The sequence below is a fragment of the Micromonospora sp. NPDC007220 genome (genome assembly GCF_040634035.1).
GTDB classification, from domain to species: domain Bacteria; phylum Actinomycetota; class Actinomycetes; order Mycobacteriales; family Micromonosporaceae; genus Micromonospora; species Micromonospora reichwaldensis.
The window spans coordinates 311,408-325,874 of record NZ_JBEYEU010000005.1 but is presented as its reverse complement, the minus strand read 5'-3'; the positions used below and the strand labels follow the sequence as shown (position 1 = coordinate 325,874).

The 14,467-nt window shown below is 73.6% G+C and carries 12 protein-coding genes; all 12 read right to left on the bottom strand.

What is annotated here, in order from left to right; genetic code table 11:
* Positions 1-47: 47 nt before the first annotated feature.
* The gene (locus tag ABZ573_RS13955; RefSeq protein WP_151453646.1) at positions 48-752 is read right to left on the bottom strand and encodes a tryptophan 2,3-dioxygenase family protein; all 705 of its coding nucleotides are present in this window, start codon (positions 750-752) and stop codon (positions 48-50) included.
* Positions 753-1,202: 450 nt separating this feature from the next.
* The gene (locus ABZ573_RS13950) at positions 1,203-3,248 is read right to left on the bottom strand and encodes a glycosyl hydrolase family 28-related protein (protein ID WP_358118304.1); all 2,046 of its coding nucleotides are present in this window, start codon (positions 3,246-3,248) and stop codon (positions 1,203-1,205) included.
* Between the two features lie 57 nt (positions 3,249-3,305).
* Positions 3,306-5,690 carry a discoidin domain-containing protein gene (locus ABZ573_RS13945; protein ID WP_358118302.1) on the bottom strand — a complete coding sequence of 795 codons (2,385 nt, stop codon included), beginning with the start codon at positions 5,688-5,690 and terminating at the stop codon, positions 3,306-3,308.
* Positions 5,691-5,854: 164 nt separating this feature from the next.
* Positions 5,855-6,859: an LLM class flavin-dependent oxidoreductase gene (locus ABZ573_RS13940; protein WP_151453649.1), complete on the bottom strand. Its 1,005-nt coding sequence runs from the start codon at positions 6,857-6,859 to the stop codon at positions 5,855-5,857.
* A complete protein-coding gene (locus tag ABZ573_RS13935) occupies positions 6,856-7,182 on the bottom strand; it encodes a TIGR04076 family protein (protein ID WP_151453650.1) in 327 nt (108 codons plus the stop codon). Before ABZ573_RS13935 ends, ABZ573_RS13940 begins: the two co-directional genes overlap by 4 nt.
* On the bottom strand, positions 7,179-7,556 hold the full coding sequence (locus ABZ573_RS13930) for a nuclear transport factor 2 family protein (protein ID WP_151453651.1): 378 nt from the start codon (positions 7,554-7,556) through the stop codon (positions 7,179-7,181). The genes ABZ573_RS13935 and ABZ573_RS13930 overlap by 4 nt, the downstream gene beginning before the upstream one ends.
* Before the next feature lie 51 nt (positions 7,557-7,607).
* A complete protein-coding gene (locus ABZ573_RS13925) occupies positions 7,608-9,254 on the bottom strand; it encodes a DUF885 domain-containing protein (protein WP_358118299.1) in 1,647 nt (548 codons plus the stop codon).
* A complete protein-coding gene (locus ABZ573_RS13920) occupies positions 9,251-10,489 on the bottom strand; it encodes an amidohydrolase family protein (RefSeq protein WP_358118297.1) in 1,239 nt (412 codons plus the stop codon). Before ABZ573_RS13920 ends, ABZ573_RS13925 begins: the two co-directional genes overlap by 4 nt.
* Before the next feature lie 10 nt (positions 10,490-10,499).
* Complete coding sequence (locus ABZ573_RS13915) at positions 10,500-11,483, bottom strand: ABC transporter ATP-binding protein (protein WP_358118295.1); 984 nt, start codon at positions 11,481-11,483, stop codon at positions 10,500-10,502.
* Positions 11,480-12,457, bottom strand: coding sequence for an ABC transporter ATP-binding protein (locus ABZ573_RS13910; protein WP_327028434.1), 978 nt, complete (start codon positions 12,455-12,457; stop codon positions 11,480-11,482). Before ABZ573_RS13910 ends, ABZ573_RS13915 begins: the two co-directional genes overlap by 4 nt.
* Before the next feature lie 3 nt (positions 12,458-12,460).
* Complete coding sequence (locus ABZ573_RS13905) at positions 12,461-13,381, bottom strand: ABC transporter permease (RefSeq protein WP_358118292.1); 921 nt, start codon at positions 13,379-13,381, stop codon at positions 12,461-12,463.
* Positions 13,378-14,466, bottom strand: coding sequence for an ABC transporter permease (locus ABZ573_RS13900; RefSeq protein WP_327028433.1), 1,089 nt, complete (start codon positions 14,464-14,466; stop codon positions 13,378-13,380). Before ABZ573_RS13900 ends, ABZ573_RS13905 begins: the two co-directional genes overlap by 4 nt.
* Position 14,467 lies beyond the last annotated feature (1 nt).

The window sequence follows — 14,467 nt, the reverse complement described above, 5'->3', positions numbered from 1 at the left end:
CGCAGACAGGTGGGGAGGGATTGACAATTTCTGGTGGACGACGATTGTCAGGGACGACCGACCTGTGATTCGTTACCGGATTCGTCGGTGGGCTTCAGGCGGGCCCGCCACAGTTCGGGGAAGAACCGGTACCCGACGAGCTTGGCGAGCATCGTCGCCTCGGCGCCGTCCGGGGCGTGGCCCCCGACGCGCAGGGCGATCTGGTAGTGCCGCGTCCGCCACAGCGACACCCGCTCGTCCCACTCGACGAGCGCCTCGGCGAGCCGCTGGACGGGGTCCGCCGGATCCGGCCGGCCCAGTGTGGCCGGGTCGATTCCCTGGGCTTCCAGTTGCTCGGCGAACGCCCGGCCGAGCTGTCGGCTCGTGGCCTGGACCTGCCGCCAGCCGGGCGACTCCGCGCCGGATCCCTTGCCCAGCGCCGGTTGCATGGCCTGGAAGTCGGCCGGGGCCAGGTGCCGGAACATCTCCAGGTGGTCGGTGACCAGCTGGATTCCGAGCGTCGCCCGGGCCAGCAGCGACTCGGTCACCGCCAGCTCGCCGGCGCGCAGCCGGGTGACCGCCTCGGCCAGCTCGGCGGCGGCGAGTTTCAGCCACAACTCGGTGGACTGGTGCACCACCTGGAAGAGCAACTCGTCGCGGTGGAGCATCTCCTCCGGACGCCGTTGCAGGTCGAGCAGCGCGTCCAGCCGCATGTAGCGCGCATAGTCCGTGGCGCCGTCGCCAGGCAGCACAGGTGAGTGGTCCCGCTTCACGGAATTGTGTCCCCTTCGGTCGGCGTCGCCGCATCGGAAACCGACGGTGCGACAGCGCGTGCGGCGGCCATTATGCAACGACGAAAGGCAATGTGTCACGCCCCTGTCGCACACCGTGTCCGTTTTCGGAAAGGGGAGGGTTTCCGCCATTTTCGGCGACATTCACAAGGCGTTTTGTTAGCACATTTGGTCGATATTCGTCAATCGTGGTGAACGGCTGACCCGTCACACGGCCGGCGGGTGGGTGCGGGGTTGGGCCGACGGTTCCCGTCGGGCGGGGCACGAGAAAAGCCGCCGCCGTGCCGGGGTGTCCCGGTACGGCGGCGGCTGGCGGTGGCGCGGCGGAGTCGGCCGAGCCTACGATCGCCCCTCCGACCTGGTGCTGGGCACCCGCCGGACAGGACTGGCCGGTGCGGTGGGCGGCGGAGTCCACCGCCCACCGCGAGGGGCTCACCAGGCCGACGGTGGCGGTGGCGGCACGACCGGCGGCCGGTCGTCGCAGGTGATGGTGTTCGGCAGTTGCCACGGGGCCAGCCAGCCGCCGTCGTTGCCGCCCAGGTCGGTGAGGGCGAACTCCGAGCCGGTCGCCGGGAAGTTGAACGACCCGCAGTTGTTGACGCCGACGGCGCCGACGTTGCGGGCGTCGAGGTTGCGCAACGAGGCCGACCCCGCCGCCCGGGCGCTCAGCACGGAGGTGCCCGTGCCGTCGACCCGGATGTCCTGGAAGCGGACGCCGGTGATGGAGTGGAGGTCCTTCACGGGCCAGTCGCTGACCAGCATGATGGCGTTGTACGTGTTGTCGAGGTAGCTGTCCCCGATCACCTCGATCCGCGCGTCGATGTCCCGGTCCAGCGCGTAGAACCAGATGGCCCCCAGCCCGATCTTCCAGTTCAGCTCGTACGTGCCGGCGCGGGCGGTGGTGTTGCCGGTGATCAGCAGCCGCCCGGTGAAGGGCTGCGCGCCGAAGCGGGAGCCGACCTGGATCGCGCTGCCCTCGCGCACCGGGTCGGCGACCAGGTTGTGCGACACGGTGAGGTCGGTGCCGCCGTAGAGGGCGATGCCGTTGGCCAGCACCGGGGACTGCACGGTGTTGTGGTCGAAGCGGTTGCGGGCGTTGCCGACCTTCTCCGACCACATCGCGAGCCCGTCGTCGCCGCTGTTGCGGACGAAGGTGTGGGCGACCAGCGAGTCGGTGACGCCGGTGTGGAAGTTGAGCCCGTCCGCGATCTGGTCGACGATGATCGTGTTGGTGACCCGCACGTTGCTCATCGGCCCGTCGAACCAGATGCCCACCTTCGTGTGGCGCAGGTGCAGCCCGTCGATGGTGGAGTCGCTCATCGCGCCGCCGATCGCGTTGACCTGGTCGGTGTCGATGCGCTCGCGCACGTCGCCCTCGATGGCGAAGCCGGAGAGGTGCACGTTGCGGCTGCCGCCGTCGGCGGCGCTCCTGCCGTAGAAGCCGACGCCGGTGTGCACCGAGCCGTCCGGCGCGGGCGTGGGCAGGGCGACCTCGCGCCCCTTGATGATCGTGTACCAGCTGCCGGCGCCCTCGATCGTCACGTCGTCGACGATGATGTGCCGGTTGACCTGGTACGTGCCGGGTGGCAGGTAGACCGGTACGTCCGCCCGCCGGGCGAAGGCGATGGCCCGCTCCAGGGCGGCGGCGGAGTCGCGGCGGCCGGTCGGGTCGGCGCCGAAGGCCAGCACGTTCGCGGCGCGCAGCCGGACGCGCGGCGGGCCGACGAGTTCGGAGTCGAGCAGGTCGATCACCGTCCACGCCGCGTTGCTGCCGGCCGGGGCGGTGAGCCGGATCCGGTCGCCCGCCCGGTACGTCCGGCCGAGCAGCAGCCGCTGCTCGTCGTAGAAGTGGCTGGGGCGGAACGGGGTGGGGATGCTCGGGTACGGGGTGGTGGCCGCCGGCACGCACGAGCACTCGGTGATCCACCAGTCCGGGTGCAGCAGGCCGGCGGTCGGGTCGTTGGAGAACGGGTACTGGTTGTAGAGCCAGGCGTACTGCGAGGTGAGGGTCATCGTCCGGACCCGCCGGTCGTTGACCGCCACGTCCAGCGGGGCGGTGATGCCGCCGCCCTGCGGGGCGTCGGGGATGCTGTAGCGCACGGTGATCGCGTTGGCCGCGCGGGGCAGGACGAACTCGACGTACCGGCCGGGGGTCAGCCGGACGGCGCGGCGGCCGGAGGCCTCGGCGGGCAGCGTGTAGGCGGTGCGGTCGGGGCCGATGACCTCGCCGTCCGTGGTCGCGTTCTCCGCCTCCTGCTCGACGAAGTCGACGTCGGCGCCGCGCCCCGCGACCAGGTGCGGGTCGAGGCCGGCCCTGGTCACCACCGGTGCGGTGCCGGCGGGCGGGGTGGCGGTGGCCGGGCCGGGCGCGCCGGCCAGGACGCCGAGGGCGGTCGCGAGCGCGACGGTGGCGGCGACCGCCGCCCGGGGCCGTCGCCGCGACGACGGTCCGGGCAGCGCAGATCTGCTCAGGGGCATGGCGTGACTCTTCTCGTGGTGGGACGGGTCCGGCCGCGCGGCCGGCAGTGACCGCCGCTACGCGGCGTACACCTCAAGCTGGGACAGCTGCGCCGCGGGCCAGCCGGTGTTGCCGGTGACGCGGATCCGCACGTACCGGCCGGGCGCCGCCGGGACGGCGATCGTCACCCGGTTGCCGGTGGCCGGATCGAAGACCCGGCCGGCCGGGGCGACGGGTGTGCTCCACGCGGTGCCGTCCGGGCTCACCTCGACGGAGAGGGTCTGGGTGCGTCGTTGCCAGGCGGCGGCGGGCGGGAGCCGGAGCACGACCTGTCCGACGGGGACGATCGCGCCGAGGTCCACCCGCACCCACTGCGGGAAGGCGTTGCCGGCGCTCTCCCAGTAGGTGTCCGCGTCGCCGTCGACGGTGTTGGCACAGCCGTAGGCCTGCACGTGGCTGCTCTCCGTCACCGACCTGCCCCGGGCGAGGTCGGCCCCGGGCGCCGGCGCGGTGGTCGCCGACACGGCGGCGGAGGGCGCCGACAGCGTGCCGGCGCCGTCCACTGCGACGACCGTGAAGGTGTACGCGGTCTGGGGCGTCAGCCCGCCGACGGTGGCGGAGGTGCCCGGGACGGACGCGACGGTCTGCCCGTCGCGGCGCACCTGGTAGCCGGTGATGCCGTCGGGGTCGGTCGACGCCGTCCAGGCCAGCGACACGCTGGTCGAGGTCCGGCCGGTCACCGTGAGGCCGCCCGGCGTGGTGGGCGTGGTGGGCGTGCCGGTCGCCGCGTACACCTTGACCTGAGCGAGTTGGGCCGCCGGCCAGGCGGTGTTGCCCGCGACGGTGACCCGGACGTGGCGGGCGGCGGTGGACGGCACGGTGAGGGTCGCGGTGTTGCCGGTCGCCGGGTCGAACCGGACCCCGACGGGCCCGGTGAGCGTCGTGAAATTCGTGCCGTCGGTGCTGCCCTGCACCGTCACCGTCTGGGTGCGCGCCTCCCAGCCGGCGGGCACGGCAAGGACGACCCGGGCCACCGGGTGGCTCGCGCCCAGGTCGACCCGCCACCACTGGGGGAAGGCGCCGTTGGCGGACTCCCAGTAGCTGTTCGGGTCGGCGTCGACGGCGTTGCCGGCGGCGAACGCGCCGTTCTGGCTGCTCGCCGACGCCGGCCGGCCGGCGGCCAGGTCGCCCCCGGGCTGTGGGCCGCCGCCGAGGACGGGCGGCGTCGGTCGTACGGGGGTCAGGGCGAGCTGCCCCTTGAACATCCGGCCGCCGTCGGCGGTGATCCGCAGGTAGTAGTCGGCGGAGCAAACGGTGCCGTCCTCGTCCAGCGCCCGGATGCCCGCCCCGGCCGGCGTCGTCGCCTGCGTCTCGCTGGTCTTGGCGATCTGGTTGCCCTCGTTGTACTCGTCGAACATGGAGACGTAGAGGCCCTGCGCGCCCAGCCGGGTCATGTTGTAGAGGTGCCGCCAGTAGAAGTCGCCGTGGCGGCGGTGCCCGGCCGACAGGTCGCCGGGCATCACGCAGGGCTGGTAGTCGATGCCGTGCGCCGCGCAGTCGGCCAGGTCGGGGAGGTTGACGTTGGTATGGAACCAGTCGAGCCCATCGAGGGTGCCGGTGCGGCCGACCATCCACGGCGAGAGCATGTGGAACGCGTGGTAGACCTCGGAGAAGCCCGGCCGGGAGTCGTTGACGCCCTGCCGCCAGTAGGTCGGCACGCCGCCGATGACGTAGCAGCCCTGGGCCTTGAACCAGTTGACGACGTCGAGGCAGGCGGCCGGCGCGAACGGGCGGCCGTCGTCGTTGAAACCGAAGCCCCAGACGCAGACCACCGGCCGGCCGTTCTGCCGCGCGTACGCCGGTGAGGCGGTGTGCGCGGACATCCGGTCGAGCCAGTCCTGCTTGATCTGGGACTGCATCGCCGTCCAGCCGGTGACGTCGTACATGACGTAGAACTTGCGGCCGTGGCGTTCCGCCGCGCCACGGACCTTGACCGTCATGGCGTCGCGGGTCGGCCCCTCGTCGCCGAACGGGTTGAACCGTTGCAGGGCGGCGGTGTCGCAGCCGTGCTCCTGCATCCAGCGGAAGTGGGTGTCGACGGTCTGCTGGTCGTAGGAGGAGAAGAGCTGCGCCGGCTGGCCGTTGCCGAGCGGCGGGTACGCGGTGGTGTAGCTGCGGGTGTACTCCCGCATGTCGGGCCAGGAGACGATCGTGGTGTTGGCCGGGGAGGGCGACTGGAACCGGTCGCGGCTCCAGTGCCACCAGCCGCCGATGGGCGCGCCGTCACCGGGGCAGCTGAACCAGCCCTGGTAGCCGACCGAGACCTTGCCGACGACGTCGCCCGGCGGGCTGGCCGCGTACGCCGTGCCGCGCAGGGCGGAGACCAGGTCGGTGGGTGAGACGGCGGCGAGCGCCGAACCGGCGGCGAGGGATCCGATGAGTCTGCGACGGGACACCGCCATGGCCGTCTTCCTTCCGGTAGCGGAAAGGTATCGATGGCCATCGTGCAGTAGGCGACTCCACAATGCAAGAGCGAGACCCAGGAATGAAAGAACGCGACCGGGCGTGGAAATTTGTCAGATGGGGGCGGGTCGTGAACCCCTTCCGGCCCGCCCCCACCGGGGCGTCACTCCCTGAGCAGCGGCAGCACCCGGCGGCCGAGCAGGTCGACGCCACCGGCCGGGGTCAGCCCGTGCGGGGTGCCGAACTCCACCCGGGTGGCCCCGGCGTCGAACACCGCCGCGGCCTGCGCCGCGACATGTTCGGGCGTGCCGGAGAAGGCGAACAGGTCGAGCAGGTCCCCGCCGATCAGCGCGCCGGCGAGATCGTGCTCCTGGCGGGCGACGTGCTGCTGGATCCGCGCCAGCAGCTCCGGGTCGATGTCCACGTTGGGGTCGAGGGCGGCGACCACGGCGAGGTACATGGCGACCTCGGTGCGGGCCACCCGGCGGGCCAGGGCGCCGTCCTCGTCCACCACGGTGACCGCACCGATCACCACACCCACCTGGTCCCGGCCGGCGGGCGTGGCCTCGTCCAGCCAGGCGCGCATCGTCTTGGCCATCGCCGGGTTGGCCGACCCGCCGACCTTGATCTCCGAGGCGAAGGCGGCAGCCGTCCGGGCGGTCTGCTGACCCCACGTCCCCACCAGGACGGGCACGTCGGCGCGGACCGGGGCGTAGCGCAGCGCCGTGCCGGGCGCCACGGTGAACTCCCGGCCCGCGAAGCCGCCCTCGTCGCGGGAGAGCAGCAGCCGCACCACGTCGACCGTCTCGGTGATCCGGCGCAGCGGCCGGGCCTGCGGCACCCCGATCTGGTCGAGCCAGGTGCCCCGGGCCAGCCCGAGGTAGGCCCGCCCGTTCGACGCCAGATCCAGGGCAGCGACCTGCCCGGCGATCTCCACCGGGTGCATGGTGAACGGGTTCAGGCAGGCCGACCCGAGCCGGATCCGCCGGGTGTGCCGGGCGGCCACCAGCAGCGGGAAGATCGGCGGCTGGTACATCAGGTCGCCGAAGACCGACAGCACGTCGAAGCCGTGCCGTTCGGCGAGTTCGGCCAGTGCCGCGTACTCGTCGGCGCTCTTGTCGGACTGCAGTCCGATGCCGACGAGTCGGCGTCCGTCGTCGGTGCTCACGTCAGGTCTCCAGTGGGAATCTGCCGCCGGGCGGTCCGTTCGATGCGCATGATGACCCGCTCGTCCGGGTCCGGGCAGGCCACGTGACTGTCCCGGGCCAGCCAGTCCTCCGGCGGCAGCGGCCGCTGCTTGGCCGGCAGCAGCGGCAGGCACGCGGCGAGGGCGTAGAGGCAGAAGTGCTTGCCCGTCGGGATGCTGAGCCGGTTCGACTCGGTCAGGTCGATGTAGTCACCCGGCCGTAGGCCGCAGACGGACCGGCCCTCGATCCGCTCCACCACGACCCGCAGGTCGTAGAGGTCGGTGACCGGTTCCTCGGCGCTCATCGGACCGCCTCCGCGTGGTGGTGCACGATGCGCCAGCCCCGCTCGTCGCGGCGCAGCACGTCGGTCACCCGGAAACAGTCGTCCGGCTGCCCGCCCGCGTACCGGGCCCGCAGGACGTAGCGGACCAGGCCGGTGTCGTCCCACGACTCGACCCGGAACTGCTCGGGCGCGACCGAGGTGGGGGGCGCGGCCGGGCCCCGGTCCGCCGCCCGGCGGTCCCGCAGGTCGTCCAGGGCGGCCAGCCCGTCCAGCAGCTCGGGCGCGTCGGACTCCCAGATCGTCAGTTCGGGGTGCAGGCGGGCGTCGAACGCCGACCGGTCGCCCAACGACCGGTACATGTCGGTGATGGCGGCGGTGAGATCGTCAACGGTCATCGGGGCTCGCTTCCGGTCGGGGCGGACGGGGGTGACGGGGGTGACGGTGGATCAGGAGAGTTCGGCGAGGCGGGCGCGCAGCGGATCCAGCCCCATCGGGCCGAGCCGCAGGGCGCGGTGGTGGAACCGCTTGCGGTCGAATCCCGCGCCCTCGCGCCGTTCGACCTCCCGGCGGGCCTGCTGCCAGAGCCGCGCCCCGACCTTGAAGGCCAACGCCTGCGCCGGCCAGCCCAGGTAGCGGTCGACCTCGAACCGCGCGGTCGCCGGGTCCAGCCCGGCGACGCGGACCAGGAAGTCCACGGCCAGCTCGGGGGTCCACCGGCGCGCGTCGGTGACGCCGTTCCCGGGCGGGATCGGCACGTCCAGGTGCAGGCCGAGGTCGATGACCACCCGGGCCGCGCGCCACATCTGCCCGTCGAGCATCCCGAGCCGCTCGGCGGGACCGGCGTAGAGGCCCAGTTCGTCGGCGAGGCGTTCGGCGTAGTGCGCCCAGCCCTCGGCGTACCCGTGCACCTGGCACAGCGACCGCTGCCACGGGTGCAGCTCGGCGGTGGTGAGGGTGATCGCGTGCTGGAGGTGGTGCCCGGGCAGCCCCTCGTGGCAGAGCGTCCCGACGTGCCGCCACACCGGCACCGTCGACTCGCCGGGGGGCGTCGACCACCAGATTCCGCCCGGCCGCGTCAGCCCGGCGTCGGGCGGGGTGTAGTACATGACGCCGGAGGCGGCGGGGCTGAGCCGGCACACCACGTGGCGGGTGGCGGCCGGGATGTCGAAGTGCGGTCCGTCGAGGGCGTCGGTGAGCTGTTCGGTGCGCTCGCGCAGCCACCGCTCCAGGTCGGGCCCGACCGGCACCCGGCCGGCGGGGTCGGCGTCCAGCGCGGCCCGCGCCGACGCCACGTCGGGGTGGCCCAGCTCGGCGGCGACCGCCCGCTGCTCGGCGGCGGTGCGGGCCAGCTCCGCCCAGCCGTACGCGTACAGCTCGTCCAGGCCGACGGTCGCCCCGAGGAAGCTGCGCGCGGTGACGGCGTACAGGTCGCGGCCGACGCCGTCGACGTCGGTGGCCCGGGGCGCCAGCTCGGTGCGCAGGAACGCGGCGAAGTCCGCCGTCGCGGCGGCGGCCGACCGCGCCCCGGCAGCCAGCTCCCCGGCGAGCGGCCCGCCCGGGTGGCCGGCCACCAGCCGGCCGTAGAAGTCGTCGGCGGTGACCCATGCGGTGCACTGGTCGGCAACCGCCAGCACCTGCCGGCGGGCCACCAGGTGTCCCCGCTTCGCCGACCAGCGCAGCGTCTCGGCGTACTGGCCGAGGGCCGTGGGCACCCGGCGCAGGTGCGCGGCGACGACCGCCCAGTCCTCGTCGGTGGCGCGCGGCAGGTTGTCGAACACCTGCCGGACCAGGTGCACCGGCGTCGCCAGCGGGGCGAGCAGCCGGGTGGTGAAGCCCGCGTCGTAGAGGTCGACCTCGCTGGCCAGCCGGTCGCGCAGCGCGCCCGCGAGGGCCCGCTGCGCCGTGCCGTCGGCGTCGGCGCCGGCCGCCGCCGTGGCGGTGCCGCGCGCCAGCTCCGCGCGGGCCGCGAAGCCGTCGGGGGAGAGGTCCGCGAAGTGCGATCCGGGGGTACGACCCGCCGCCTCGGCGGCCTCCGGGGCCAGCTCGGCGAGCGCGTCGAGGTACCCGTCGGCGACCTCGGTGATGGTCGTCATCGGTCGAAGCCCAGGCGGCCGTGGTCGTCGCGGTATCCGACGCCGCCCTTGAGCACCGCGTGCAGGGTGCGCAGCGCGGACACCGACCGGGTGGGATCGTCGCGCAGGACCAGCAGGTCGGCGTGCTTGCCCACCTCGACGCTGCCGAGCGTGTCGGCCTGGCCCAGCCACTGCGCGGGGCGGATGGTGGCGGACTTCAGCGCGTCGGCCACGGGCATCCCGGCGTCCACCATGAACTCCAGCTCACGCACGGTCGCGGTCGTCTCGTCGTAGCCGGCGTGCGGCGGCATGTCGCTGCCCAGTGCGATCGGCACTCCGTTGCGGATGGCGTGCTGGAGGCTCTCCCAGTGCCGGGGCCCGGCGCCCAGGGCGCGGTCCATCAGCCAGCCCGGCACGCCGGCGTCGCGGAAGAACTGCTCGCAGCGGCTGACCACGATGGTCGGGACGTACCAGACACCCCGGTCGGCCATCAGCCGGGTCACCTCGTCGGTCAGCTCGTAGCCGTGCTCGACGCAGTCCAGCCCGAGTTCCACGGCGCGGCGCACCGACTCGGCGGGGCCGGCGTGCGCGGTGACCTTGCGGCCCCAGTCGTGCGCCACCCGGATCACCGCCGCCAGCTCGTCGTCGAGCAGCTGCGGGGTGTCGATCGACTCGAACTCGCCGGCGATGCCGCCGGAGATGCACACCTTGATCAGGTCGGCGCCGGCCCGGATCTGCTGCCGGGTGAGCCGGCGGAACCCGTCCGCCCCGTCGGCCTCCAGGGCGTCGGCCTCCCAGCCGTGCCCCCCGGTGCAGCAGAGGGCGTGCCCGGCGGTGAAGATCCGTGGGCCGTCCACCGCGCCGCGCTCGATGCCCTTGCGCAGGGCGAAGTCGGCGTACCGGCTCTCGCCGACGAGCCGGGCGGTGGTGACCCCGGAGTGCAGGGTCCGCCGCGCCGAGTCGGCCATCAGCAGCACCAGCTCGGCGAGGTTCGAGCGGTGCACCTCGTCGCCGAAGTGGCCGGGCAGGCCGAGCGAGAGGTGCACGTGCATGTTGGTCAGGCCGGGCATGACGTGGTCGCCGTGCAGGTCGACCACCCGGGCGCCGCCGGCCTCGGCGAGGACGTCGTCGACCGGACCGACCGCGCGGATCGTGCCGTCGGCGCCGACCCAGATGCCCTGGTCGCGCTGGAGGTCGTCCCGCACGCCGTCGTAGAGCGCGAGGTTGACCAGGACCTGTTCGGTGGGGATGTGCATGCGGAGTCCTCTACGCGGCGGGCGCGGTGGTCGGCGCCACCGTCGGGTCGTTGAGCCAGCAGGCGGCGCTGCGGCCGCCGAGGTCGAGCGTGGGCGGCTGCTCGCCGCACGGCGCGAACGCGTGCGGGCAGCGCGGCCGGAACCGGCACCCGGTCGGCGCGTGCGCCGGGTCGGGCACCTCCCCGGCGAGCGTCCTGGGCAGCTGCGGGTGCGGGCCGATCTGCGGCACCGCGTCGATCAACGCCTGGCTGTACGGGTGCCGGGGCGAGCGCCACAGCTGACGGGTGGGCGCGGTCTCCACGATCCGGCCCAGGTACATCACCGCCGTGACGTCGGCGATCTCGTGCACCAGGGACAGGTCGTGCGAGATGAACAGCATGCCCATGTCCAGGTCCCGGACCAGCCCGACGAGCAGGTTGACCACCTGCGCCTGGGACGAGGCGTCCAGCGCGGTGACCGGCTCGTCCGCGATGATCATCCGGGGCTCCGGCGCGAGCGCCCGCGCGATGGCGAGCCGCTGCCGCTGGCCGCCGGAGAACTGGTGCGGGTACCGCTCCGCGGCCCCGGCCGGCATGCCGACCCGGTCCAGCAGGTCGGCGACCCTCGCCCGGCGGGCGGCGCCGGTCACCGTGTCCGGCACCCCGTCGAGGAGCTGGGCGCCGATGGTGCGCCGGGGGTTCAGCGACGCGTACGGGTTCTGGAAGACCATCTGGAGCCCGACCTGCGGCACCGGCCGGCGCCGCCAGCCGAGCGGGGTGACCGGGCGGCCGGCGAACCGGATCGCCCCGGCGCTCGGCGCGGCCAGCCCGACCGCCACCCGGGCCAGCGACGACTTGCCGCAGCCGGACTCGCCGACCAGGCCGACGATCTGGCCGGGCGCCACCTCGAGGCTCACCCCGGCCACGGCCCGCACCGGCCCCCGGCCGCGCGCCTTGTACTCGACCTCGACGTCGCTGATCTCGAGCAGGTTGCCCGAGCCGACGGGCTCGTTCATGCCGCCACCTCCAGGTGCGGACGGACCACGCAGGCCACCGACCGGTCGGCGCCGGCGGGGGCGAGCGGGGGCGGCGCGCTGCCGCAGGACGGCTCGGCGTACCCGCACCGGGGCTGGAACGGGCACCCGGGCGGCGCCTGCCCCGGCGCCGGCGGCCCGCCCGGGATGGGGCGCAGCGTGCCGACGGCTTGGGTGCCGTGCGGGCGGGCGCCGAGCAGCGCCGCCGTGTACGGGTGCCGCGGCGCGGTGAGCAGCGCCCCGGTGGGACCGGTCTCCACCACCCGCCCGGCGTAGAAGACGTACCCGCGGGTGGTGAGCGCGCTGAGCACCCCGAGGTCGTGGGTGATGAACGCGACGGCCAGCCCGGTCTCGGCGCGCAACTGGTCCAGCAGCGCCAGGATGCCGGCCTGCACCGTCACGTCGAGCGCGGTGGTGGGCTCGTCGGCGATCAGCAGGCGGGGGCGGGCGGCGAGGGCGATGGCGATGGCCGCCCGCTGCCGCATGCCGCCGGAGAACTGGTGCGGGTACGCCCGCACCGCCCGCTGCGGGTCGGGGATGCGGACCTGCTCGAGCAGTTCCACCGCCCGCCGGTCGGCCGCCCGCCGGTCCAGGCCCAGGTGGACCTGCATGTGTTCGGTGAGCTGCCGGCCGATCGTGAGCATCGGGTGCAGCGCCGCCGTGGGGTCCTGGAAGACCATCGCGATGCCGGCACCGCGTACCTTCTGCCAGCGCTTCGTGTCCAGGCCGAGCAGTTCGGTGCCGGCGAACCGGGCCGATCCGGTGACCTTGGCGCCGGCGGGCAGCAGCCCGAGCAGGGTCTGCGCGGTGAGGCTCTTGCCGCACCCGCTCTCCCCGGCGATGCCGACCATCTCGCCCTCGTCGACGGTGAACGACACGTCGTGCAGGATCGGCAGCGGCCCGGTGGGACCGGGCAGGGTGACGGCCAGGGAGTCGACCTCGAGCAGGGGTGCCATTTCTCAACGTCCCTTCGCGTAGCGGGGGTCGATCCGGTCGCGCAGCGCGTCGCCGAGCACGTTGAAGGCCATCACCACGGTGAGGATGGCCAGACCGGGGAAGACGCTGACCCACCACATGGAGAGGTCCTGCGAGCCGAGCGCCACCATCGAGCCCCACTCGGCGGCCGGCGGGCGGGGGCCGAGGCCGAGGAAGGACAGCGCGGAGAGCAGCAGCACGGCGTTGCCCAGTTCGAGGGTGGCCAGCACGATCGCCGGCCCCACGCTGTTGGGCAGAACATCGCGGCGCAGCGCCCGCATCGGCCCGATGCCGAGCAGCCGGGCGGCGCTGAGGTAGTCCTCGCCGCGCATGGCCAGCACGGCGCTGCGGATGACCCGGGCGTAGACCGGCCAGGAGACGATGACCAGCGCGAGGACGGCGTTGCGGGTGCTGGGGCCGAACGCGGCCGTGACGGCCATCGCCAGGATGATCTGCGGGAACGCGAAGACCAGGTCCGTCAGGCGCATCAGCGCCTCGTCGACGAACCGGCCCACGTAGCCGGCGACCAGGCCGAGGAGGCCGCCGATCAGCAGGGCGAGCGAGACGATGGCGAGCGCGAGGGGGATCGACAGGCGGGAGCCGTGGATCACCCGGCTGAACACGTCCCGGCCGAGGGAGTCGGTGCCGAACCAGTGCGTGCCGGACGGCGGCGCGTAGGCGTCGGGGCTCTGCGCCAGCGGGTCGAACGGCGCCACGAGCGGGGCGAGGAGCGCCGCCAGCAGCCACCCGCCGAGGATGACCAGGGCCACCACGGCGATCGGCTGGCGCCAGATGGGCCGCGCCGTCGAACGTCCCCGCAGCCGGCCGCCCAGGAAGCGGCGCCGGGTCAGCGCGGCGGTCGCCTTGGGGTCGGGCGCCACGGGATCGGGTGCGAGTGCGGTCATGACAGGCGGATCCTCGGGTCGATGAGCCCGTACAGCAGGTCGACGGTGAGGTTGACCAGCGTGTAGACCAGCGCCACGAACAGGCTGACGCCGAGGATCGCGGGCAGGTCCAGCGCCGTCGCGCTGCGGTACGCGTACTGGCCGAGGCCCGGCCAGCCGAAGATGTTCTCCACCAGCACCGTGCCGGAGAGCAGCGAGGCGAAGGCGAGCCCGGAGACGGTGATCACCGGGACCAGGCCGGCCCGCAGCAGGTGCCGGCGGAACACCACCCGGGCGGGCAGGCCCTTGGCGTACGCGGCCCGGATGTAGTCCTGCTGGAGCACCTCCAGCATGGACGAGCGGACGAACCGGACGAGCATCGCCACGGTCAGGCTGGTCAGCACGAGCACCGGCAGGATCAGGTGCTGGGCGGCGTCCCAGGCGACGTCCCACTGGCCGGCGAGGGCGGCGTCGACCGTGTACATGCCGGTCTTCGTCGGCGGCGGGCTGAAGTCGGTCGAGAGCCGTCCGCCGCTGGGCGCCAGGCCGAGCTGGTAGAAGAAGACGTAGAGCACGACGAGCGACAGCCAGAACGGCGGGGTGGAGAGGCCGAGCAGCGCGCCGACGCGGATCAGCTGGTCGGTGACCCGACCGTTGCGCACGGCGGCGAGCATGCCGATCCCGGTGCCGATGAGCAGCGCCAGCACCATGGTGGGGATGGCCAGTTCCATGGTCGCCGGCACGTACTGGAACAGGTCGTCGGCCACCGTGCGGCCGGTCTGCTGCGAGATGCCGAGGTCACCCGTCAGCAGGTTGCCCAGGTACTGGAAGTACTGCACGTACAGCGGCTGGTCCAGGCCCCACTTCTCCTGAAACGCGGCTACCGCGGCCGGGTCGTTGAGCGCCTGGTCGGAGAGGTTGGCCGTGACCGGGTCGCCGGGCACCACGGTGACCAGGCCGAACGTCACGATCGTGACGCCCAGCAGCAGGCCGGCGGTGATGGCCACCCGCTTGAGCAGGAAGACCAGCAGTGCCCGGCGCGGCCGGGGCCGGGACACGGTCGTGGTGACCGCGCCCGGCTCGGCGTCGTCGACTGTCGTCGTCATG